Origin of the sequence: Lentibacillus saliphilus (assembly GCF_019093865.1) — a bacterium.
In the GTDB taxonomy this organism is placed as follows: Bacteria; Bacillota; Bacilli; order Bacillales; family Amphibacillaceae; genus Lentibacillus_B; species Lentibacillus_B saliphilus.
The window spans coordinates 12642-35241 of sequence record NZ_JABJXD010000012.1 but is presented as its reverse complement, the minus strand read 5'-3'; the positions used below and the strand labels follow the sequence as shown (position 1 = coordinate 35241).

Annotated in this window: 20 protein-coding genes and 1 riboswitch; of the genes, 15 read left to right on the top strand and 5 right to left on the bottom strand. The window is 40.3% G+C overall.

Annotated elements, in window-relative coordinates; genetic code table 11:
• Positions 1-12 precede the first annotated feature (12 nt).
• The 3 genes from yugI to HPC67_RS14265 form a co-directional block, all read right to left on the bottom strand.
• Positions 13-399, bottom strand: coding sequence for a S1 domain-containing post-transcriptional regulator GSP13 (gene yugI / locus HPC67_RS14275; RefSeq protein ID WP_217589160.1), 387 nt, complete (start codon positions 397-399; stop codon positions 13-15).
• A 116-nt stretch (positions 400-515) separates the two neighbouring features.
• A complete protein-coding gene (locus tag HPC67_RS14270; RefSeq protein WP_217589158.1) occupies positions 516-1538 on the bottom strand; it encodes a potassium channel family protein in 1023 nt (340 codons plus the stop codon).
• A gap of 112 nt (positions 1539-1650) precedes the next feature.
• A complete protein-coding gene (locus HPC67_RS14265) occupies positions 1651-2208 on the bottom strand; it encodes a thioredoxin family protein (RefSeq protein ID WP_217589146.1) in 558 nt (185 codons plus the stop codon).
• A 772-nt stretch (positions 2209-2980) separates the two neighbouring features.
• Here HPC67_RS14265 and HPC67_RS14260 point away from each other — a divergent pair.
• Positions 2981-4045, top strand: a complete 1065-nt coding sequence (locus HPC67_RS14260) for a M20/M25/M40 family metallo-hydrolase (RefSeq protein WP_217589144.1) — start codon at positions 2981-2983, stop codon at positions 4043-4045.
• A 159-nt stretch (positions 4046-4204) separates the two neighbouring features.
• Positions 4205-4352: riboswitch (FMN riboswitch) on the top strand.
• A 163-nt stretch (positions 4353-4515) separates the two neighbouring features.
• Positions 4516-5103: an ECF transporter S component gene (locus HPC67_RS14255; protein WP_246570146.1), complete on the top strand. Its 588-nt coding sequence runs from the start codon at positions 4516-4518 to the stop codon at positions 5101-5103.
• 97 nt (positions 5104-5200) lie between these two features.
• Here the strand turns inward: HPC67_RS14255 and HPC67_RS14250 are convergent, their stop codons facing one another.
• Both HPC67_RS14250 and HPC67_RS14245 read right to left on the bottom strand, forming a co-directional pair.
• Positions 5201-5593, bottom strand: coding sequence for a PaaI family thioesterase (locus HPC67_RS14250; RefSeq protein WP_217589137.1), 393 nt, complete (start codon positions 5591-5593; stop codon positions 5201-5203).
• A gap of 18 nt (positions 5594-5611) precedes the next feature.
• A complete protein-coding gene (locus HPC67_RS14245; protein ID WP_217589128.1) occupies positions 5612-6544 on the bottom strand; it encodes a 1,4-dihydroxy-2-naphthoate polyprenyltransferase in 933 nt (310 codons plus the stop codon).
• 180 nt (positions 6545-6724) lie between these two features.
• Here HPC67_RS14245 and HPC67_RS14240 point away from each other — a divergent pair, with 180 nt between their 5' ends.
• The 13 genes from HPC67_RS14240 (at position 6725) to ytkD (ending at position 22599) form a co-directional block, all read left to right on the top strand.
• On the top strand, positions 6725-8113 hold the full coding sequence (locus HPC67_RS14240; RefSeq protein ID WP_217589126.1) for an isochorismate synthase: 1389 nt from the start codon (positions 6725-6727) through the stop codon (positions 8111-8113).
• A 5-nt stretch (positions 8114-8118) separates the two neighbouring features.
• Complete coding sequence (gene menD, locus HPC67_RS14235) at positions 8119-9849, top strand: 2-succinyl-5-enolpyruvyl-6-hydroxy-3-cyclohexene-1-carboxylic-acid synthase (RefSeq protein ID WP_217589123.1); 1731 nt, start codon at positions 8119-8121, stop codon at positions 9847-9849.
• A 15-nt stretch (positions 9850-9864) separates the two neighbouring features.
• On the top strand, positions 9865-10671 hold the full coding sequence (menH, locus tag HPC67_RS14230) for a 2-succinyl-6-hydroxy-2,4-cyclohexadiene-1-carboxylate synthase (protein ID WP_217589121.1): 807 nt from the start codon (positions 9865-9867) through the stop codon (positions 10669-10671).
• Between the two features lie 26 nt (positions 10672-10697).
• The gene (gene menB, locus HPC67_RS14225; RefSeq protein WP_217589119.1) at positions 10698-11516 is read left to right on the top strand and encodes a 1,4-dihydroxy-2-naphthoyl-CoA synthase; all 819 of its coding nucleotides are present in this window, start codon (positions 10698-10700) and stop codon (positions 11514-11516) included.
• 317 nt (positions 11517-11833) lie between these two features.
• Positions 11834-13090 (top strand): ROK family protein, encoded by a 1257-nt coding sequence (locus HPC67_RS14220; protein ID WP_217589117.1) that lies wholly within the window; start codon positions 11834-11836, stop codon positions 13088-13090.
• An 86-nt stretch (positions 13091-13176) separates the two neighbouring features.
• Positions 13177-14514, top strand: a complete 1338-nt coding sequence (locus HPC67_RS14215; RefSeq protein WP_246570145.1) for an extracellular solute-binding protein — start codon at positions 13177-13179, stop codon at positions 14512-14514.
• 147 nt (positions 14515-14661) lie between these two features.
• Entirely contained in the window at positions 14662-15459 is a 798-nt protein-coding gene (locus HPC67_RS14210) for a carbohydrate ABC transporter permease (RefSeq protein ID WP_217589302.1), read from the top strand.
• Between the two features lie 13 nt (positions 15460-15472).
• Positions 15473-16300 carry a carbohydrate ABC transporter permease gene (locus tag HPC67_RS14205; RefSeq protein ID WP_217589115.1) on the top strand — a complete coding sequence of 276 codons (828 nt, stop codon included), beginning with the start codon at positions 15473-15475 and terminating at the stop codon, positions 16298-16300.
• A gap of 124 nt (positions 16301-16424) precedes the next feature.
• On the top strand, positions 16425-19133 hold the full coding sequence (locus tag HPC67_RS14200; RefSeq protein WP_217589113.1) for an alpha-mannosidase: 2709 nt from the start codon (positions 16425-16427) through the stop codon (positions 19131-19133).
• 141 nt (positions 19134-19274) lie between these two features.
• Positions 19275-20747: an o-succinylbenzoate--CoA ligase gene (locus tag HPC67_RS14195; RefSeq protein ID WP_217589106.1), complete on the top strand. Its 1473-nt coding sequence runs from the start codon at positions 19275-19277 to the stop codon at positions 20745-20747.
• 65 nt (positions 20748-20812) lie between these two features.
• Positions 20813-21133 carry a hydrolase gene (locus HPC67_RS14190; RefSeq protein WP_217589104.1) on the top strand — a complete coding sequence of 107 codons (321 nt, stop codon included), beginning with the start codon at positions 20813-20815 and terminating at the stop codon, positions 21131-21133.
• A gap of 342 nt (positions 21134-21475) precedes the next feature.
• A complete protein-coding gene (locus HPC67_RS14185) occupies positions 21476-22012 on the top strand; it encodes a hypothetical protein (RefSeq protein WP_217589096.1) in 537 nt (178 codons plus the stop codon).
• A gap of 116 nt (positions 22013-22128) precedes the next feature.
• Complete coding sequence (gene ytkD, locus HPC67_RS14180; RefSeq protein ID WP_217589094.1) at positions 22129-22599, top strand: RNA deprotection pyrophosphohydrolase; 471 nt, start codon at positions 22129-22131, stop codon at positions 22597-22599.
• Position 22600: the final 1 nt, after the last annotated feature.

Sequence of the window (22600 nt, the reverse complement as noted above, 5' to 3'; positions counted from 1 at the left end):
CTAATAATCGTTTTATTTACTAAATGTACTTTTGCGGTCTGAAGATTGTTCAATCCACTCTTCAAGTTTGTCTTTTAAAGTGTTGAAACCAGATGTGCTAACTTCAGGCTCGACATGTTGGACCTTTTTTGGTTGTGCCTTTTGTTTCTTTGGTGGTTCTTCTGTTGCCCGTATAGATAATGATACTTTTTTATTCGCTTCATCAACGCTTAAGATTTTGACTTGAACCTCGTCACCGATTGATAAATGTTCATTAATATCTTTGACAAAGCCGTGCGTAATTTCGGATATATGAACAAGACCTTGAATATCTTCATTTAACGCTACGAAAGCACCGTATGCTTGGATGCCGGCAACCTTACCAGTCATGATTTGACCTACTTCAAATTGTTCTGACATGCTGTAACAACTCCCATATAAGTTCGATTCCTTTTGCACAATTACACATTGTACCATAAAGGTGCAAAATACACAACAAATCGGGTGATATACAAAAAATAACAAGCGGAATTAAACTAATAAATCGGTTGATTTGGTTTTGGCCAATGTGTCAATAGAAGCAAGATATCATGCTGTTTAAATGCAAAAGAATGCTTTGGGTGGATGATCCACTGATTGTCCCTAATGACACCGAATAAAATACGATCTTGATTTAGGTAAGCTTTAGCGGCTTCACGAAAGTCGGAATACTGTTCTGGATCGGATAGGGAGATCTGCTCAAAATGTTGGTGATTCAAAAGCTGTAAAATGTTTTCGAAAGGTGTCGTTTTCGGCGTATGGATGAGCTCATGGTATAGCAAAGTACTTAAAAAGTCGTTTGGTCTAATAATCGTATTGGCACCTGCACGTGTCGCATTTTCAATATGATTATCCGTTAAAATTTCGACAACAATTGGAACGTCTCTATGATTCCCTCGGACTGCTAATGTTGTTAAAATCGTCATATTGTCAGCGTGTGATTCGCTTTCGGACGTGTTGGCTGTAACGAGGACGCGTCTCGCAGCAGATATGTGTGCTTTTTCTAAAGTCGTATCCATCGTAGGATTACCTTGAATAAAATGGATGTGCGGGTAATTTTTGGGCCGTTCCATTAGAGTTTGATCAATCAGTACGATTTTAAAAGGGGGATTTTTGACCGTAATCATATCAATTAATTGCCTAGTTCGTTCATTCCAACCGATAAATACAATGTGTCCTGTCCCTCTGAAGGATATGTGACCATGGGTTTTATTCGTTTGTCTGTCAATTGCTGTTGCAGATAATGTGGAAACATAATAAGCAAGTAATCCGCCTCCACTAAGAATAATGGCAATGCCAAGTAAGCGACCAGTCGTACTCAAAGGGACAAAATCACCATAACCGACAGTAGCTCCTGTTACAAACGCCCACCATACGCCATCAAAAATTGTTTTGAATTGATTTGGTTCTATGTAGTGGATACACGCACCGAATATCGTCAGTAGGACAAGCACGGCGCATAATAGCCGAATGATTTTTGGGATTTTAAAGTAAACCTGCTTCAGGGAAGAAATCGTCATCGTGTCACCTTTAGTGTGTATTTTTTATTAGTATCGGCAAAGGACCCTGCGGAATATACGATGAAAAATCACCGGTCTTAAATGTACGTTCAAGACCGGTGAAAAGAATATGTTATATACGATTTTTTAAACATTCTAGAATGCTATTGTAGACGTGTATGCGGAATTGCTCATTATTACGATAAGTAGCCATGAGATTTTGGAACATTTCTAGTCTTTTTTCTTGAAAATCATCTGCTTCTTGAGGTGGGAGCTCTGCTACTGATGCATCAGCAAAGCGCTGTACTTCTTGTGCTCTTGGTCCCCATTTGGCGACTTCATTTCCATCTTCATCGATGAAAATAAAGATTGGAATAGACCGAGCTGTGCCATTCGTTAAATACTGATCCATTAACTCTAAATTTTCGTCTCGGTGTAAGATGCTAACAGGCATATCGGTAAGCTCTGCTAAACGGAGTAATACGGGCACATTCAGCATCGCATCTCCACACCAATCTTCTGTTAAAATGATCACCCGTAGTTTTGCAGATTGGAGTTTCTGAATGGTGTCCGCTTCAGAAGGACATGTGAATTGGTTGTATATGTGTAAAGTCTCGTCTTTGTTCTCTTTCATCGATGCGATATACGCTTCAGGTGTGATCCCATTTGCAAACCAGTGATTTAAATTCATATTCATTCCTCCTCGTATAGTATATATAGGCATTGATTTTAAGCCTATTCATTCTGAACCTAAATAAGTATGCAACAAGTTATAACGCCGTTACCTTTCACTGCAGGCGGACGCTTTCCGCGGGCACGGCCTCAGCCTCAGGCCAACAGGAANGATCCCATTTGCAAACCAGTGATTTAAATTCATATTCATTCCTCCTCGTATAGTATATATAGGCATTGATTTTAAGCCTATTCATTCTGAACCTAAATAAGTATGCAACAAGTTATAACGCCGTTACCTTTCACTGCAGGCGGACGCTTTCCGCGGGCACGGCCTCAGCCTCAGGCCAACAGGAAGTTGGTCATGAAGGTGTGGCGATTGTCGTCGCGATTTTAACCTTCCATCCTTTTAACCTCTGCGGGGTCTTCGGACGCGTGCTGTTCCCGCAGGAGTCGCCGCCTTCCGTTACAGGTAACTCAAAATGTGCGTCTTTTTTATAAATGGATGACCTTGCAGCATCATTTGTCAATCACTTTGGCACTCTGAGATATTCCTAGATAAGTGCGTTAGGTTTTTAGTGATATCATTTTCTTATGTTAAATTTAATCTTGACAACACCATACGTGTGGATTTCCTTTGACGAAGCACCGCAAGTCTTTAAAAGCATAAATACGTTTTATACAGAGTGTAAGGGTTATTGGTCCTTTCGTAAATAAAAGTGCTCTGTAAAGACTTTTTATGATGAATATAGTATAGTATTTTCGTAGATGATGAAATGGGAGATGGTTTAATGGGTTTTGAAAAAGAAGAACATGCTTTTTTGTTAGATATGCTGAATACGCCATCACCATCGGGACAAGAGATGGCGATTCAAAAAAAATGGATTGCGCATGTCAAAAACTTTGCAGATGACATTCGGACAGATCATGCAGGTAATGCGATTGGAATCCTCAACCCTGATGCACCGTTTAAAGTATTATTAGCCGGCCATTGTGATGAAATTGCTTTGGTCATTAACCGAATTGATGAGGATGGATTTTTGCATTTTGATAAGGTTGGCGGCATTAACCCGAAAGCGGCTGTCGGTATGAAAGTAACGGTACTGAGCATTGCAGGCGCAGTAACTGGTGTAATAGGTGTTAATGCGCAACATCATGGCGGTTTAAAAAATGATTTCGGTTTAGACGATTTATTTATTGATTGTGGATATAAATCAAAAGACGAAGCAGAGAAGCACATCCAAATTGGTGATATGGCTGTTTATAAAACAGAGCCAGAATTATTGCAGGATCACTACGTTTCTGGCAGGGGATTGGACAATCGAACAGGCGCCTTTATTGTTGCAGAAGTTCTTCGCCGTCTCTCGGAAAAAGACTTAAATGTAGGGGTGTATGCGGCAAGTACTGTTAACGAAGAAACAAATATGGGCGGTGCCTATTTCGCGGCAGCTGGCATTAATCCAACAATGGCCATTGCGTGTGACGTGACCTTTGCGACAGATTATCCAGGTGTTAATAAAAACAAGTATGGTGATGTTAAGTTAGATGGTGGTCCAGTATTAGCAAAGGGAGCACCAATTAATCGGAAAATCAATCAATTATTAGAACGGACAGCAAGAAAGCTCAATATGAAGCTGCAGTATGAGCTTACTCCGAGCATGACGGGTACAGATGCAGACCGAATGCGTTTGACTGGTCAAGGTGTGCCAGTATCACTAGTGTCCTTGCCACTGCGTTACATGCATTCACCTGTGGAAACGGCAAGCTTAAAAGATATTGAAGAAGAAATTATGTTGCTCGTTGAGATGATTAGTCATTTGACAGGAGAAGAAAGCCTTAATCCACTAGATGACTAAATTGAATATGAAATAGATCCCGTACCGTTCAAAAGAGGTGCGGGATTTTTTTGTAAGGATAAGAAAAAATAAAGTCTAACCTCATACTAAAATATAAGCAAACCTCTTTTCAAAATAAGTGTTGCCATGTATAATAAGACATGAAAAATCAAATATCGATTCTATCTTCGGGGCAGGGTGCAATTCCCGACCGACGGTAAGGGCTGTTTAAACAGCTCGAGTCCGTGACCCGCTTGGCATACGCCTAGTGGTTGATCCGGTGCAAGTCCGGAACCGACAGTTAAAGTCTGGATGGGAGAAGATACCAAGTTTAACAGTGGTGCCATTTTTTGGACCTCTGTGTTCCTGTGTATACCTATACCCTAAAGCCCTTTTAAGCTTTAGGGTTTTATTATGGGGAAAATATGCGCAGGACGAGGACTGATCCTTCATCAAGATAAGAATCGATAACCAGATGGAGGAGGAGATTGATGATGCGTCATATGCAGTCATCGAAGTTGTTGAAAATGATTATTTTGGCACTAATGGGGACAATTTCTCTAGCATTATTGTTTTTGAATTTCCCGTTACCATTTTTGCCGCCGTTTTTAAAGGTTGATTTTAGTGAGGTTCCAGCTTTAATTGCATCTTTTATTTTTTCACCGATCGCTGGTGTTATTGTAATAGCAATTAAAAACGCGCTATATTTGTTATTTGGATTTGGTGAGCCGGTAGGGGTTGCTGCGAATTTCGTAGCAGGTATTATGTTTGTCCTTCCAGTATCGCTGTTGTATCACAAATACAAAAATGTGAAAAGTATTGTATCGGGCTTAGTGGTCGGTACAATCGTTATGGCAATTGGTATGAGTGTTATTAATTACTTCGTTTTATTACCGCTCTATGCCATTATTATGGGAATTGAAGAATATAAATCGGTGGAAGTCGTTAGACAAATCGTCGTTATCGGTGTGTTGCCGTTCAACGTTATTAAAGGCATTATTGTCGGTGTGTTATTTATACCGTTATTTAATAAAATGCATAAATGGATTGAACAAGAACGTTCTAATTTTGCAGCATAAATCTTTGTTAATATAAAAATGGACTCCTTTTATAATTGGGAGTCCATTTTCATTAACTGTGCTCACGCCGGGACGTTATAATGTGAATATTTTCCTACTATGATTTGTTTTTCTTGGGGACGACGCCTATGGTACAGCGGGATATACAGATGAGTTGTTCGTCTTCATCAGTAATTTTAATCTCCCACACTTGAGTCGTCTTTCCAGTGTGGACGGGCACGGCTTTAGCTGTAACGATTCCTTCTCGTTTGCTTTTGATATGATTGGCATTAATTTCTATGCCGAATACGAGATAGTCCGCAAGATCTACGTGCAAGGATGCTCCTACACTCGCAGCGGTTTCTGCGAGTGCTACACTTGCACCGCCATGAAGATACCCTGCTGGTTGTTTTGTACGATCATCAACTGGCATCGTCAATTCAACTAAATTACGATCTAATGAAACGACCTCAATCCCTAATGACTTCATCAACGTATTGTCAAGACTCATCCAATCAACATCCCTTCCTTAATTTATAACTGCATTAATGAGAAGACTTAGTCCGAGCAATAGACCAAATAAGGAGTTTGTTTGCCCTGTTGCAACCATTGCGGGCATCATTTCCAATGGGTTCGTTTTTCCTTGAAACTTTTTAATGACGTTAAATGCTTTTTTTACCGATAATAAGACAATTAGTGATAGGATTGGAAGCATATTGAGAATGACGTATAAAATAGTTAGACCATAAGCGGTCATAAACATAAATGCAAGTAATTGAATCGCTTTTTTGCGGCCGACAAGAATAGCAACGGTCTTACGCCCATTTTCTTGGTCGCCGTCTAAGTCTCTAATGTTATTAGCAAGTAGAATTGCGCCAATGAAAATCGCTATTGGAACAGAAATCCATATAACATCAGATGTAACTGTAGCGGTTTGTATAAAATAGCTAATGCCAATAATGACCGTTCCCATTAGAAAACCGGCGAACACTTCTCCGAATGGTGTATATGCAATGGGGATAGGTCCACCCGTGTATAAGTAGCCTATAAGCATACTAACGGCTCCTATAAGTGCGATCCACCAGCTCGTTTGAATACAAATATAAAGACCAAGTAATATAGCAATGCCAAAAAAAGTGAGTGCGAGATGGAGTACGGTTTTAGGCGCTATGCCATCACGGACAATTGTGCCACCAATACCAACAGATTGGTCTGTGTCCAGTCCTCTAACATAATCATAATACTCATTAAACATGTTCGTTGCTGATTGGATTAGCATAGATGCAAGCAGCATTGCCATAAATAAAAGCGTATTAATAGAGCCTGTTACATAATAAGCCATCATGGTGCCAATAAACACGGGCACAAAAGAGGCTGTTAATGTATGTGGCCGTAATAACCGCCACCAAACTTGAAAGCCGCTTTTTTCATTTAAAGCTTCGCGTATATCTGTATTACTCATTGATTTTAGTTCCCCCTGTCGTTCATATCATATCAAGTTTATGGAATAGTTCATAGGGTGTCAATGGTAAAACACATTTTGCATAGGTTGTAACATTAAAACGTTCAATCCTTGAGAAACCAATCAAGAAAGCATAGAATAGGGTATGGGCATGATTGACTCATAATGGAGGAAACATTCATGATAGATACGAAAAAAATTGATCTTCAATATTTACTAAATAAAGGCTTTGACCAAGCAAAGGTGACGAAACAAAAGCATTTGGTTAGTATGACAGAGCAGTTGAGTGCAGCTGTGCCATTATATGTATTCCGAAATGCTGGGCGTCATGCGTTGTCGCGCGCGTTCTGGATGACACCAGATCGCCATTCAACAATTGTAGGTGCTGGAGAAGCTCATGTTTTAGTAGAAGATTCGAATAAATCTAGTAGCGTGCAGCATGAGTGGCAAAGCCTACAACAGCATGCCATCGTTCATAATCCATATGACGCCATCGAGGGAACTGGACTCATGGTTCTAGGAGGGATGACATTTGATGCACAAAAGCCGTCAAGTGATCTTTGGTCTGAATTTGACACCAAAAAATTTATTGTCCCTACCTTTGTACTCGTTAACCATAATGATACGGTTTATTTAACAACGACGCTCGCTGTTGGCGAAGATGATAACATTCAACAGATGGTAGCCGATATTGAAAGCATGCAAGTGGCATTACTTAATGATCCTTTTCCGCAAGATGACCTTGTGGAAATGACGGACTATAGAGAAATCGCACCTGAAGCTTGGAAGAATACAGTTCGACAAGCAACAGAGAATATTAAGAGTGGATATACTGAAAAGATCGTTCTGGCACGTGAAGTTCGTTTAAAATTTGCGAATGATGTCGATCACGCTGCTGTGCTCGAACAGCTTATAGAGACACAGCCGAGCAGTTATATCTTTGCCTTTCATTATGGCGACGATTGTTTTATAGGTGCTACGCCGGAACAATTGGTTAAAGTAAATGCTGGGCAAGTGTTTTCGATGTGCCTTGCTGGAACTGCCCCGCGAGGAGAAACAGATAAAGAAGATATGGTGTTAGCTGATCGTCTGTTAAACGACGAGAAGAACAGAGCGGAGCATGATTTTGTTGTGCAAATGATTCGTGAATCTTTGGAGCAGTATTGTGAGCAGGTTGACATACCAGATGTGCCACACGTGCATCAGCTTAAAAACCTACAGCATCTGTATACACCTGTGTCTGCAACTATCGCTTCGGGGCATGACTTATTCGAATTAGTAGAAGCGTTGCATCCTACACCAGCGCTTGGTGGGGTGCCACGTGATGTATCCTTAGCTTTTATTCGAGACTATGAACAGCTTGATCGCGGCTGGTACGGGGCGCCGGTTGGATGGTTAGATTGCTATGGTAATGGTGAATTTGCTGTTGCGATCCGTTCAGGATTGATTCAAGGAGATGAGGCGTCCTTGTTTGCTGGCTGTGGTATTGTGGCAGATTCTGATCCAGAAATAGAATATGAGGAAACAAACATTAAATTAAAGCCTATGCTACATGTACTTGGAGGCTAAAACCGATGACACATACAGAACACTTAACAAAATATGTCGGACATTTCATAGAAGGGCTGGCACAAAGTGGTGTAACAGATGCTGTTATATCGCCTGGATCAAGGTCTACACCACTTGCTGTATTGTTTGCTGAGCATCCTACGATTAAAGAATGGGTGATTGTTGATGAACGTTCGGCAGCGTTTTTTGCGCTAGGTTTAGCTAAACAGACAAAGCGTCCTGTTGCGCTTATTTGTACATCAGGAACTGCGGCTGCTAATTATTATCCAGCAATTGTTGAAGCACATTATAGTAGAGTGCCGCTCATTGTCCTTACAGCTGATCGGCCCCATGAGCTACGTGATGTCGGCGCGCCTCAAGCAATTGAACAAATAAAAATGTATGGTGACTATGCCAAATGGTTCCATGACATGGCATTACCAGAAGCAACCCCGAGCATGCTCAACTATGTCAGGAATAAAGCTGTAAGAGCGGTGCACATGTCCCAAGAAGGAACCGCTGGTATCGTTCATTTGAATTTTCCGTTCAGAGAACCGCTTATGCCTGATGTTGCCTTACAAGATAAATGGACTTCTGCTCCAAAGCATGATAATCAACGTTTTGCTTTTGATGGACAAAATGTTTTATCGGAAGCTGATATTCATGCGCTCATCAATTTATGGGCATCTGGTAAGAAAGGGCTGTTCGTTTGTGGGCCACAGCCAGATCAAAAGCTGGCAAATGCCATCATTGGATTGGCATCTGAATGGGGTTGGCCAATCCTTGCTGACCCTTTATCACAGCTGCGTACAACTGGTGAACAAAGTCCGGTAATAATTGATACGTACGATGCTTTTCTAAAAGACCGAGAGATTCGTGAGAGACTTCAAGCAGACGTAATTGTCCGATTTGGAGCAATGCCAGTTTCAAAGTCGTATTTATTTTACATTCAGGAATTAACGGAAGCGGCTCATTTTGTTGTTGAAAAAGCCCAAGGCCACAGAGAGCCCGTTGGACTACCAAGTCAATTTATTTATGCGGATCCAGTGTTACTCTGTGAAACACTTAAACAAAAAGCGAGCGGTCAAAACGCTGAACCAGATTGGCTGCAACAATGGCAGGACATGCAACAAACGGCTTCTACGCATATTGGCAAGGCTTCAGAGACGTTAACAGAAGGTGATGCTGTTAACGTGTTGGTTGAAGCGGTGCCAGAAAACGAAACCGTCTATGTTGGTAACAGTATGGCTGTAAGGGATTTAGATACATTTTTAATTAACAATACAAAACAACTCAATATTCTTGCAAACAGAGGAGCAAACGGCATTGACGGCATGCTCTCAAGCGGACTTGGGGCGGCTGCATCAGGTCAGCATGTTACGTTGCTTTTAGGAGATTTGTCATTTTACCATGATATGAATGGATTGCTTGCAGCGAAACATTATCCGCTAAATATGACGGTACTCGTCATCAACAACAACGGTGGTGGTATATTTTCATTTTTGCCACAAGCGAATGAACCGAAACATTTTGAGGCGTTGTTTGGTACACCTCTTCATATAGATTTTAAACATACGGCAGCATTGTATGAGTTGAATTATGACCTTGTTGACAATCAAGCTGATCTGCTCAAAAGCTTGAAAAATAGTTATGAGCAAAAGGGTGTAACAATCGTCGAAGTACAGACAAATCGAGCAGATAATGCACAGATGCACAAACAGCTTTGGCAGGATATTGCAGATGACATCAAGACATGATCGTGGTGAGTAGACATGTATTTTAAAATTGGACAGGATGCATATTGGTATGACATACATGGTGATAAAGGACCTACAATCGTCATGTTGCATGGATTTACTGGCACTACAAAAACATGGACTCATATTCTACCTTATGTTCAATCCGGTTATAACGTTGTTTTGATCGATTTACCGGGTCATGGAAAGACAAACACTGGTCCGAAAACGATGGCGGCATGTTGTACGGACTTAAATCGTTTATTTCGACATTTGCAGCTCGATAGGATTCACCTTGTCGGCTATTCAATGGGGGGGCGAACAGCGCTGTCTTATGCGGTTGCTTATCCGGATATGATTGAAACACTTATATTGGAAAGTGCATCACCAGGTCTTGAGCATCAGGCCGAAAGGTTGGATCGTATAGAACGTGATGAACAGCTGGCCACACGAATTGAAACGGAAGGTATTGAGTCATTTGTCGACTTTTGGGAAGGCATTCCGTTATTCGCTTCACAAAAAAGACTGATCTCATCGGTTCAAACTGCGCTTCGAGAGGAACGGTTATCGCAAACGGAGATAGGTCTTGCTCATTCTCTACGTGGGATGGGAACAGGTGCGCAGACGTCATTGTGGCAAGAACTATCTACTGTCACTTGTCCTGTTTTACTTTTGGTCGGTTCCCTCGATCACAAGTTTATTCAAATCAATCAAACAATGGTGGAGCACTTGCCAAATTCCCATTTCGAGATGATTGACGATGTCGGACATGCAATTCATGTGGAAGTTCCCCATATCTTTGGTAAAATGGTATATAATTTCATCAAGCAAAACAATATATAAACTGTTTTTATACTAGGAGGTAAATTATGACTGTAAACTGGGAAAAAGTGCGCGACTATAAGGAAATTATTTATCAAAAATATAACGGTGTGGCAAAAGTGACGATTAATCGTCCTGAAAAGCGAAACGCGTTTACACCACTAACTGTTAATGAAATGATTGATGCATTTGCGGATGCACGAGACGACTCATCAATTGGTGTCATTGTATTAGCTGGTGCTGGCGACAAGGCATTTTGTTCAGGTGGCGACCAGTCTGTTAGAGGTCATGGTGGTTATGTCGGTGAAGATCAAGTGCCAAGATTAAATGTGCTTGACTTACAGCGACTCATTCGAACGATACCAAAGCCAGTCATTGCCGAAGTATCTGGTTATGCAATTGGTGGTGGGCACGTCCTACATATCGTATGTGACTTAACGATCGCAGCTGACAATGCAATTTTCGGACAGACAGGCCCTAAAGTTGGTAGCTTTGATGCAGGCTACGGCGCTGGTCTTTTAGCTGAAATGGTCGGGCAGAAGCGTGCTCGCGAAATCTGGTACTTATGCCGCCAGTACAATGCTGACGAAGCATATGAGATGGGCATGGTAAATAAAGTGGTTCCACTCGATCAGCTTGAAGCTGAGACGCTACAATGGTGTGAGGAAATTCTACAAAAATCACCAACAGCGCTACGCTTCATGAAGGCTTCATTCAATGCAGCAACGGACGGTTTAGCAGGTCTCCAGCAAATGGGGGGCGATGCAACATTGCTTTACTATACGACAGATGAGGCAAAAGAAGGACGCGATGCCTTTAAAGAAAAAAGAACACCTGATTTCAAACAGTTCCCACGCTTCCCATAAGCGTTAAGCACTTTGTTGAAAGCGAAAAACCTTTGCCATATTTGAGTAAAGGTTTTTCTGCTTGGGATTATTTCATCTAAAATAATATGTTTAACTTCAATATCTAAATATATGGATTAAAGTTTATAAACTTGGTTGAAAATGTTTACGAATATAATAGAGCATGTTATACTTTTTTTAAACACTTATTAAAAATAGTTTAATAAGAACATCATAAATAGCGGTTATTAACACTTAATACATGTATTATCCCTTTGTGTAAACGGTTTATTCAATGGTTTATTATAATTAATTTAAAAATGAGTGGAGGTAAGTCAATGTCGAAAGTTAAAAACCTTCAAGGGGAAGGTGTCCGACAACTTAATCGTTCTTATATTTTAAAACAGATTCGTGAACAAGGTCCAATTACTAAAATTGCGCTTGCAAATTATTTGTCGCTCACATTTGCTGCTGTTAGTAACATTGTAGCTGATCTGGTCAAATTAAACGTAATTAAAGAAGTGGGGTATGGTGAATCAGAAGGTGGCAGACCCCCTGTGTTATATGATATGAACTGGAATAGCATCCACGTTATTGCGGTAGATATCGGCGTTGAACACATTTCGGCAGCAGAAATTGATTTAAAAGCTCGGGTAATTGAGGAGACAACAGTTGATACTCAAGGTGCTCCTTTAATTGAAAGAGTTTACACGGTAATTGACCAACTGCTAGAGCGAAGAACGAATGATTCCGTGAAGATAGCAGGTATAGGCGTCTCTGCCCCAGGGCCGATTGATGCTCGAGATGGGCGGATGTTGACACCGCCAAACATGGAAGGTGTTAGCAACATTGATATTAAATATCTGCTAGAAGATAGATATGGATTAACAACCGTCCTCGAGAAAGATGCCAATGCCTCTGCTTTGGCAGAACAATGGTTTGGACATGTCACTACGGATGAGGATATCCTTTATATTTTTAACGACGTTGGTCTTGGTGGGGGACTCATTATAAATGCCCGTGTACACCGAGGGTTTGGAAATGGTGCAGGTGAAATTGGGCATATGGCAATAGACATTGATGGCCCACGTTGTAATTGTGGTAATTTTGGTTGCTTGGAAGCGCTCAGTTCCGGTATTGCGATCCAGAGACGTGTAAAAGAAGAAATACGCCGCGGGTACCCAACGACACTTGAAGAAGCTTTTGTACGTAACGAGAAAGCGTTAACAATAGATCTTATTATTAATCACGCTAAACAAGGTGATCAGCTGGCTAAACATATATTAGATGAGGCAGGTAGATATCTCGGATTGGGTGTGGCCAATGCGATTAATTTATTTGCGCCTGATCAAGTTATATTTGGTGGATCAGTAACCGTGCTATATCCAGAAATGATCAAAATTGCAGAACACGTAGCTAAGCAACGTACATTTTCACCTTTTTCAGAGAGAATCACATTTGCGCAATCGAAATTTCATAAGCAATCTAATTTAGTTGGAGCGGCAGCTGTCATACAACAAAGATTGTTTGATTATCCAGAGGGCGCATTTTTTTTAAAGGTCGATAGGGTTGTCCTATCAACAAGTGTCCACTAACTACAATAAGGGGGTGGTTGCTTCAATACGCAATTACGCGACTCGTGTTAACGATCTTGATACACATTTGAAAGGGGAAGATAAATATGAGTTATTGGAGCAAACGCATACTTACTTTATTAGTTTTAGCTGTAGTGGCTGTAGCATTTACTGGGTGTGGTGGGGATGATAACGATGCAAAAGGAGACGGAAAGACGTTAGAACTCGTATATAAAGCACCTGATGATTCTTTTGCTTCTTGGATGAAAGACGTTAAGAAACAATTTGAAAGTGAGCATGAAGATGTCACCGTAGATATTACTGAAATTCAGAGTAATGAAGGGGACTATCCAAACAAGAAAATTCTGATGATGAAATCAGAAAAAACAGCACCTGATATTGTAATGGAGGATTCCTACCAAATCAAGCCAGATTCTGCAGCAGGATATTTGGAGCCAATCACAGATAAAGTAAATGCGTGGTCTGATTGGGATCAATTTTTTGAGCCTGTAAAAGACGGTGTTACAGGAAAAGGCGGAGAAATTTATGGTGTACCAATTTCGACCGATGTTAGAGGACTTTGGTACAACAAAAAAGTATTCGAAGAAGCTGGAATTGACGTACCATGGCAGCCTGCAACATGGGAAGAGGTTCTTGATGCTGCTGAAAAAATAAAAAATCAGGTCGAAGTGCCTTTTTGGCTGAATTCCGGAAAAGCAATGGGTGAAGGTACTACGATGCAAACATTCCTAGTTCTCTTAAATGGGACTGACAGTAAATTATACGATGAAGAAAAGGAAAAATGGATTGTAAAAAGTGATGGATTTTTAAAGTCGCTTGAGTTTATTGATCAAATATATTCGAATGATCTTGGTGCAAGTTTAAGTTGGGGCATTACAGGTCAGGGAGGTGCCAAAGTTTCAACAGAATTAATGCCTGCTGGCGAAGTAGGTATTGCGCTTGATGGTAACTGGGTACCAGGAAACTGGCAAGAAAACGGTAATGCGCCATGGCCTGAATGGAGTGAATCTATTGACCTTGCTCCAATGCCAACAGCCGATGGACAAGATCCAGGTCATACGACTGTGTCTGGTGGTTGGACCCTTTCAATCCCAGCCAAATCGGACAACAAAGACCTTGCCATGGAATTTATAAAAATGGCGACAAGTAAAGAAAATCTAAGGTATGGTTCTCAATTAACGCCACGTAAAGATATTGCGGAAATGGATGAATACAATCAATTGACATACCAGGATAAAATGACAAGCTTCCTTGAATTTACGAGTTATCGACCATCTTATGATAACTATCCTGCAGTTTCTTCCAATATTCAGAGTGCGGTTGAAGCTGTAACAACAGACAATTTAACACCCGAAGAAGCGATGAAACAATTTGCAAAAGACGTCAAACGTGACGTAGGAGAAGAGAATACTAAGACAGAATAACATTGAATTTTTGGGGCCGTCATATGATGGCCCCATTCATTAAAGAGGTGTTTGATCTTGGCAAAACATAAATCAATTAACGGAAACCCTTATCTTAGGGCACTTATATTTGGATCACCTGCCATCGTTTTGCTACTCTTGTTTGTCATGGGTCCGATTATCATGACCATTTATTTTTCATTCACGAATATGGCTTTAACAGGAGAGGCTGCCAACAACACACAATTTATTGGTTTTGATAACTTTACCCGTATGTTTAATGATCCAAGCTTTAAAACGAGCATTATAAATACCCTCATTTTTCTGATCTGTTCCGCTGTGATAGGCCAACAGCTTGTAGGCTTTCTAGTTGCATTTTTAATGAAGAAAAAAGCAAAACCATTCAGAAGTACGATTGGATTACTTGTTTTAGCTGGCTGGATTACACCTGAAATTGTGGTGGCTTTCGTATGGTTTGCATTTTTAAGTGATCAAGGTACATTGAATACTATTTTAGGCTTCGCAGGCATTGAACCTATCGCATGGTTGTTGAAATTCCCTTTGATTAGCGTGATCTTTGTAAACATTTGGCATGGTGCTGCATTTTCCATGTTGATGTATCAGGCAGCTCTTGATGATGTACCGCAAGAAGTTGAAGAAGCAGCTAAAATTGATGGTGCTAATGCATGGCAGCGACTTTGGAGAGTAACCTTGCCAATTATAAAAGGTGCAGCTGTAACAAATATGGTATTAGTTACATTACAAACGCTAGGTGTTTTTACATTAATATTCGCTCTTACTGGTGGCGGTCCAGGAGAAAAATCAACTACATTGCCATTATTTATGTATGATCAGGCATTTGTTAATTATCAATTAGGATACGGGACAGCTATTTCACTCGTACTTTTGTTAATTGGAATTGCGCTTAGCTTACTGTATATTCGATTTTTGAAAACTGACGATTAAAAGAGGGATTCATATGTTCAGTAAAAAACGACTACAAACCGCATTACCCTACATCATACTTACAATTATAGGGATCATGTTTTTCATACCACTTCTTTGGATGTTATTTGCTTCCTTTGATGCACATGCGACATTGTCCATTGAGTGGCCGGAAGAATTCACACTTGATAATTGGACACAATTGTTGACTGATCCGGACATATTACGAGCTTTTGCTATTGGGGTATTCCTGTCTCTGGGATCTTCTTTATTACTCGTATTTGTATCTGCACTTGCGGCGTATCCATTATCGAGATACCACTTGAAGCATAAAAATTCTATTATACTAACAATCTTGTTTATGTCAGGGTTGCCTATGACTGCCATCATGGTTCCTGTTTATCAGTTGTTTGTATTCTTTAATTTAAATGATTCACTCATTGCTACAATGCTATTTCTATCGGCTTCTGGATTGCCATATGGTATTTGGCTGATGAAAAATTTCATTGATTCAGTTCCAGTTACACTTGAAGAGTCTGCGTGGATTGATGGTGCTTCAGTATTGGTAGGGCTGAGAAAAGTTATTGCGCCACTCATGAAGCCGGGGATTTTTACAGTATTGATCTTTACGTTTACAAATAGCTGGGGCAACTTTTTTGTGCCGTTTATATTAATTCAATCAGTGGAAAAATTACCGGCTTCCGTAACCATTTTTCAGTTCTTTGGTCAGCATGGAATGGTGTTTTACGGACAACTCGCAGCATTTTCCTTTGTATACACAATTCCAGTCATAATTTTGTATTTTATGGGACAGAAATATATGTCTCAAGGCTTCAGTCTTGGTGGAGCATCTAAAGGTTAACGATATGATTATAGCCACAAAAGGACGATTTTAATGCACGATTCAATAGGTGTTGGCTGCAGCACGTCAGCATGTTACACAATCAACATGTCTTTAAAAATATAGGTGGTCAATGGAGGTTATTATGACACACAATAAACAGATTCATATTATATCTCATACCCATTGGGATCGAGAATGGTACATGCCTTATGAAAATCATCATATGCGCCTCGTTGATTTGATGGATGACCTTTTGGAAACATTGAAAACACATCCAGGTTTTAAAAGCTTTCATCTAGATGGTCAGACAATTATTCTCGAGGATTATTTGCAGGTGCGTCCCGATAAAAGAGAAGATCTTAAACAGTTCATTCAAGAAGGTATGATACATATCGGGCCATGGTATATCTTACAGGATGAATTTTTAACGAGCAGCGAATCGAATGTACGGAACCTTCAATACGGAATGAAGGATGCTAAGCAATGGGGAAATGTTTCTAAAGTCGGCTATTTTCCGGATTCATTCGGTAATATAGGCCAAGCCCCCCAGCTGCTTCGTCAGGCTGGCATCAATAATGCCATTTTTGGGCGAGGTGTGAAACCAACAGGGTTCAATAATACCGTAATTGAATCAGACAACTTTGAATCGCCTTATTCAGAAATGTACTGGCGTTCACCGGACGGATCCAAAGTGTATGGTGTTTTATTTGCCAACTGGTATTGCAACGGGAATGAGGTTCCCGTTGATAAACAAGAGGCAAAAGCCTATTGGTCGAGTAGGATGGAAGGACTGGAGAAGTTTGCGTCTAGTCCGCACATGTTAGTCATGAACGGATGTGATCATCAGCCGATTCAAAAAGATTTACCTGAAGCGATTAAGACTGCCCAAATGCTATACCCTGACGTAACATTTAAGCATTCAAATTTCAATGATTATATTGAAAGTCTTGTTGGTGCTTTACCACAAAATTTAAAAACGGTTGATGGGGAATTGCGAAGTCAACAAACGGATGGTTGGGGAACCCTTGTTAATACAGCGTCATCACGTGTGTATTTAAAACAAATGAACCGAACAGGCGAAACGATGCTGGCAAAAGTTGCTGAGCCACTTGCATCGTTCGCTTATATGCTCGGTAAGTCATATAACCATCATAAGTTTGAATATGCCTGGAAGAAGCTCATGCAAAACCATCCTCATGATAGCATTTGCGGCTGCAGTGTCGATGAAGTGCATCGAAATATGGTGACACGATTTGCGGACAGCTTGCATGTGGCAGAAGCCTTGATTGAAGAATCGTCAGCGGCCATTACAGAGCAGATTAATACGACGCAATTCGGAGAGGGCGAAGTGCTACCGTTTGTCGTTTTTAATACGACGGGATATGAGCGTACTGGCACACTCAGTGTCACTCTTAATGTAAAACGGGAATATTTTTCTGAGGGTGTTAATCAAGACAACTTAAAAACATTTGAAATAAGTAATAAAAAACTCGTAGATAGCGATGGATATGAATATGATTTTGAAATGGAAGACTTAGGTATAATGTTTGGCTATGATCTACCAAATGATAAGTTCAGGCAACCATTTATGGCACGTCAGGCAAAAATAACATTTGAAGCTCAAAACATTCCAGCATTGGGTTATAAAACATTTGCCCTCATACCTGTAGAAGAAAAGAAGAAATGTGAACCAACCTCTACACTGATTATTGGAACGAACACGATGGCTAACGATCATCTAGAGGTGAAGATTGCATCTAATGGCTCATTATCGATTACAGACAAATCAACGGGCCGAACATATCGTGGTTTAGGAATCTACGAAGACACCGGTGATATTGGTAATGAATATATGTTTAAACAACCGGAAAATGAGACACCTTTAACAACGGAACAAATTCCTGCACATATTCAAGTGATTGAGGATACCTCTTTCCGTGCAACTTATGAAATCATACATGAATGGGCGATACCAAAAAGCGCGACTGATCTTCTTGACCGTGAACAAAAAGAGCTTGTTCAATTTAATATGCGAAGAGCAGCTCGAAAAGAAGAAACCGTGCCATTTATCATCAAAACTTACGTATCACTTGAAAAAAATGGTAAAGGTGTTCAAGTAAAGACTACATTCAATAACCAGGCAAAAGATCATCGATTGCGTGTTTTATTCCCAACAATGATTGACACGAACGAACACTATGCCGATTCGATATTCGAAGTGGTTAAGCGACCAAACGAGCCATCTGCTGAGTGGATAAATCCTGATAACTCTCAGCACCAACAGGATTTCGTCTCTATTGGCAACGAAGAAGAAGGCTTAACCATCGCCAATTATGGTCTAAACGAGTATGAAGTATTAAGGGATGGCCAAAACACGATTGCAGTGACTTTACTCCGTTCAGTTGGTGAGATGGGTGACTGGGGCTATTTCCCGACCCCTGAAGCGCAATGTCTAGGTGAATACACAGTATCATTTGCCATCTATCCGCATCGTGGTGATGCAACTGACAGTTACCGACAGGCCTATCAGTATCAGGTGCCATGGACTACGAGCCAGGCACCGATTCAGGACGGTGCGTTAGCGCCAGAGGGGTCGTTTGTTGAATGGCAAGGAGACAAGCTTGCATTTTCATCAGCACGGGTATCTGAGGCTACTGGTGACATTATGCTGCGTTGGTTCCATCTTTATGATAAAAAGGACACATTGCAGATTAAATTACCCTATAGCACATCTGCCTACAAAAGTAATGTCATTGAAGAACAGGAAGAAACCCTCTCTCTCGACGTTAACGGTAAAATAAATGTTCCTGTAAGTGGTCACGAAATTATTACGGTTGGTTACAGCTTATAATGAATACTTGTCTATACTAATCTCTCCTTTATAATGGAAATGGGTCACTTTAAGTGTACCATTTCCTTATAAAGGTTTTTTTTTTGAGTGATATGAAAGAATAAAATATAGATATGATGTTTTTTGAAGGAGAGATCTATCATGAGTCATGAAACAATTCCTCATTGGCTGACAAAACAGGCAGAGCTTGTACCAGATGCTACAGCGTTTGAATTGGCTACTGGAGAGAAGGTTAGTTTTTTCGAGTTACAACAAAAGAGCCAATCCTTTGCTCGGAAGCTCAGTCAAGCCGGTGTGAAGGAAGGGATGCATGTTGGCCTACTGTCCCCTAACCATCTTTCCATGGCCGTTGCAATACATGCGTTAAGCTATCTTGGGGCAGTGGCTGTCATGTTAAATATTAGGTTGACGAATGCGGAATTAAGCTTTCAGATTGAGGACGCGGATGTTGAAAAAGTTTTAGTGCATGATGATTTACGTCATGCAGCTTCTGAAATGACCTTTGCCGATAAAATACAAGCCTTTTCTGACATTGAACAGTTGGAAGAAAGCATCGTTCACTTGAAATCCGAACTTGTCTTGAATAACCCTTTTACTATCATTTACACGTCAGGGACGACTGGTTTTCCAAAAGGTGTTGTTCATACATATGGCAACCATTGGTGGAGCGCTATTGCTTCTGCCTTAAATCTTGGATTAGATAAGCAGGATAAATGGCTTTGTGCACTCCCTTTGTTTCATGTTGGTGGGTTATCAATTTTATTGCGTAGTGTCATTTATGGCATGCCAGTTTATTTGCTTGAAAAATTTGAGGCAAGTGTCGTTAACAAAGCGATTCTTGAAAAGGGGGTTACGATTGCCTCTGTTGTGACAGTCATGTTGCAAAGACTGATTGCTGATCAAGGAGACACGCCATATCCTCATTCGTTTCGCTGTATGTTGCTCGGAGGCGGACCCGTTCCATTGCCGCTATTGAAGGCTGCCAAGACGTTGAACATCCCTGTTTTTCAAACGTACGGCATGACCGAAACCTCATCTCAAATTGTAACCCTCAGTGCTGCTGATGCACTAGAAAAAACAGGCTCAGCCGGCAAGCCACTCATCCCGGCACAGCTTTACATTGATGCAAATCAGGGTGACGTAGGAGACATTTATGTAAAAGGTCCAATGGTCACGAGCGGTTATTATAAACGTGAGCAAGCGACAAAAGAATCGTTTGAGAATGGGTGGCTGAGAACGGGCGATCTTGGTAGGTTAGATCAGGATGGTTTTCTTTATATTGTGGATCGTCGTCATGATTTAATCATTTCTGGTGGTGAAAATATCTATCCATCTGAAATAGAGAGTGTTTTATATGGTGTGACAGGTATAAATGAGGCCGCTGTCGTCGGAAAAGAAGATCCAGAGTGGGGACAAGTTCCTGTTGCCTTCGTTGTAAGGTCTGATTCTAACTTAGAACAAAACGACATTTTAGATCATGTTAGCAGGCAATTAGCGGGGTATAAGGTGCCAAAAGAGATTTATTTCGTTGATGCGTTGCCACGTAATGCAACGAATAAGGTCATGCGCTACAAGCTTGTTACAATACTGGACACATATTCTAACCAATCATAAGTCATAATCAAGTTGTTACATTGTTTGATGCTTTTAGTAAACACTGATAGTGGAGGTGCTGTCAGATGAATCGAAAGAAATACTATATTAATATTGGAACGACTGAAATTTCCCAGGTGCCATATGGTAACAATACTGATTTTGTTGTTTATGCAACACAATCAGAAATCGTGACACTTCGAAGTCTGATGGATCACATGCACCAAGCGGATATGGGCTCGTTTTTTCGTTCTTATGTACCGATCATGTCTTATCACAATGACCGCTTTAATCATGAGCATGATGACGGTCTAACAAAAGCGTTTACACTCATTTACCAACTCGGCAGCGATCAAACAAAAAAACATATTGAAGAGATGGGTGTTTTAGGAGATATGCGGTTATAGTTTGGGGGCCTTGTTTTTATAATTCGGCGCAGAGGTTTTAAGACTTCTGCGTTTTTTGTTTTGAATGGTTGATTCTTAAAGTATGTCATCAAGATGGGACTTTGTTGTTGCAGTTACTTTTAGTTAATATTTATTAAAATTATTACTTTCAATAGTAATATTAATATACAATCCACCTCTGCATCTGTTATAACCTGAGCATTAACTTAATTAAAAGGGTATCATTCCTATTTTCTATTAAGTTTGCTTCTATATTAAAAGATTTGTAGTTTATACTTTTCTAGTTAAAGGAATATATTAGATAACAGGTCGATACGCTTTTTAACAAGAGGGGGGAAAGGGATGGCTTTTGTCAAACGTGTAATCATGGTAGTATGTTTATTAAGTGTTGGTATTTTAATGACTTTACTAATCGTTCCCGAAATGAATGAAGCAACGAATGTCAGTCATCAATTAACAGCTCAGAAACAGCCGCGTCTAAAAGCGCAGACACTGCCACATATTAGTGACAATGAGATCGAGCGCTTGACTGCGGCTTTTATGGACACGCTTGTTCAAGAGACAACCGACACCAATAAAGTCATTCATTATGCGTCAAAATCTGAGCTTCTTGATGCGTATGAAAAAATTGCTGATCGAGATATCGCAAAACGCTATGTTGATTTTTACTTTAAAGAACATCCTGATGGGTTATATATTGTTCCAACAGAAACGGCACCTTGGTTTGATCCGGAGAACACCTATCACAAAGAAACGATCAGCCATACTACCGTTAAAGTCATTCAACATAATGATTCTGTTTTTTACGGGTCATACTCGATAGAGATAGAATTTACGTATGATGAAACGTGGAAAATAACAAGCATAGTGAGTGAATAACTGTACATCGTCTCGCTGTACCAAAAATGATTTCACGTGATAGAAACACGAAAGATATATAATTATGAATACAACCCATTGAAAAAGACTAACAAAACTTAAAGGCAGTTGAAACCATGCATACATTTACGGACTTTTATAACAATGTCGTCACGCTATCTTTTTCGAATCATCCATTTACAAAAAAGCCGAAGCATGTTCTTGTTATATGTAACTATCATCAACAATGGCTTTTAACCCAACATACTGAACGAGGCCTTGAGTTCCCGGGTGGAAAGGTTGAGCCTGGGGAAACTGCGGAACAAGCTGCAATTCGTGAAGTCTTTGAGGAAACAGGGGGCATTGTTGATACGCTTCGATATGTTGCACAGTATGTTGTACAAGGGAAATATGAAACTGTCTATAAAAACGTTTATTATGCGACCATCAGTCGCTTAGAGCAACAGCCGACGTATTTTGAAACAGAAGGCCCTGTACTTCAAGAACAGTTACCAGCTCATTTAAAGCATGACAAACGCTTCAGCTTTATAATGAAGGATGAAATTGTCCCGCTGTGTATTGAAGAAATTACGCATCATATGAAATAGG

What these genes read in the sequence shown, in the direction of transcription:
- HPC67_RS14200 (WP_217589113.1), top strand. Translation starts at nt 16,425, where the DNA reads ATGACACACAATAAACAGATTCATATTATATCTCATACCCATTGGGAT.
- HPC67_RS14190 (WP_217589104.1), top strand. Translation starts at nt 20,813, where the DNA reads ATGAATCGAAAGAAATACTATATTAATATTGGAACGACTGAAATTTCC.
- ytkD (WP_217589094.1), top strand. Translation starts at nt 22,129, where the DNA reads ATGCATACATTTACGGACTTTTATAACAATGTCGTCACGCTATCTTTT.
- HPC67_RS14270 (WP_217589158.1), bottom strand. Translation starts at nt 1,538, where the DNA reads ATGACGATTTCTTCCCTGAAGCAGGTTTACTTTAAAATCCCAAAAATC.
- HPC67_RS14260 (WP_217589144.1), top strand. Translation starts at nt 2,981, where the DNA reads ATGGGTTTTGAAAAAGAAGAACATGCTTTTTTGTTAGATATGCTGAAT.
- HPC67_RS14210 (WP_217589302.1), top strand. Translation starts at nt 14,662, where the DNA reads ATGGGTCCGATTATCATGACCATTTATTTTTCATTCACGAATATGGCT.
- menD (WP_217589123.1), top strand. Translation starts at nt 8,119, where the DNA reads ATGACACATACAGAACACTTAACAAAATATGTCGGACATTTCATAGAA.
- HPC67_RS14215 (WP_246570145.1), top strand. Translation starts at nt 13,177, where the DNA reads ATGAGTTATTGGAGCAAACGCATACTTACTTTATTAGTTTTAGCTGTA.
- yugI (WP_217589160.1), bottom strand. Translation starts at nt 399, where the DNA reads ATGTCAGAACAATTTGAAGTAGGTCAAATCATGACTGGTAAGGTTGCC.
- menB (WP_217589119.1), top strand. Translation starts at nt 10,698, where the DNA reads ATGACTGTAAACTGGGAAAAAGTGCGCGACTATAAGGAAATTATTTAT.
- HPC67_RS14185 (WP_217589096.1), top strand. Translation starts at nt 21,476, where the DNA reads ATGGCTTTTGTCAAACGTGTAATCATGGTAGTATGTTTATTAAGTGTT.
- HPC67_RS14220 (WP_217589117.1), top strand. Translation starts at nt 11,834, where the DNA reads ATGTCGAAAGTTAAAAACCTTCAAGGGGAAGGTGTCCGACAACTTAAT.
- HPC67_RS14245 (WP_217589128.1), bottom strand. Translation starts at nt 6,544, where the DNA reads ATGAGTAATACAGATATACGCGAAGCTTTAAATGAAAAAAGCGGCTTT.
- HPC67_RS14265 (WP_217589146.1), bottom strand. Translation starts at nt 2,208, where the DNA reads ATGAATTTAAATCACTGGTTTGCAAATGGGATCACACCTGAAGCGTAT.
- HPC67_RS14250 (WP_217589137.1), bottom strand. Translation starts at nt 5,593, where the DNA reads ATGAGTCTTGACAATACGTTGATGAAGTCATTAGGGATTGAGGTCGTT.
- HPC67_RS14205 (WP_217589115.1), top strand. Translation starts at nt 15,473, where the DNA reads ATGTTCAGTAAAAAACGACTACAAACCGCATTACCCTACATCATACTT.
- HPC67_RS14240 (WP_217589126.1), top strand. Translation starts at nt 6,725, where the DNA reads ATGATAGATACGAAAAAAATTGATCTTCAATATTTACTAAATAAAGGC.
- menH (WP_217589121.1), top strand. Translation starts at nt 9,865, where the DNA reads ATGTATTTTAAAATTGGACAGGATGCATATTGGTATGACATACATGGT.
- HPC67_RS14255 (WP_246570146.1), top strand. Translation starts at nt 4,516, where the DNA reads ATGATGCGTCATATGCAGTCATCGAAGTTGTTGAAAATGATTATTTTG.
- HPC67_RS14195 (WP_217589106.1), top strand. Translation starts at nt 19,275, where the DNA reads ATGAGTCATGAAACAATTCCTCATTGGCTGACAAAACAGGCAGAGCTT.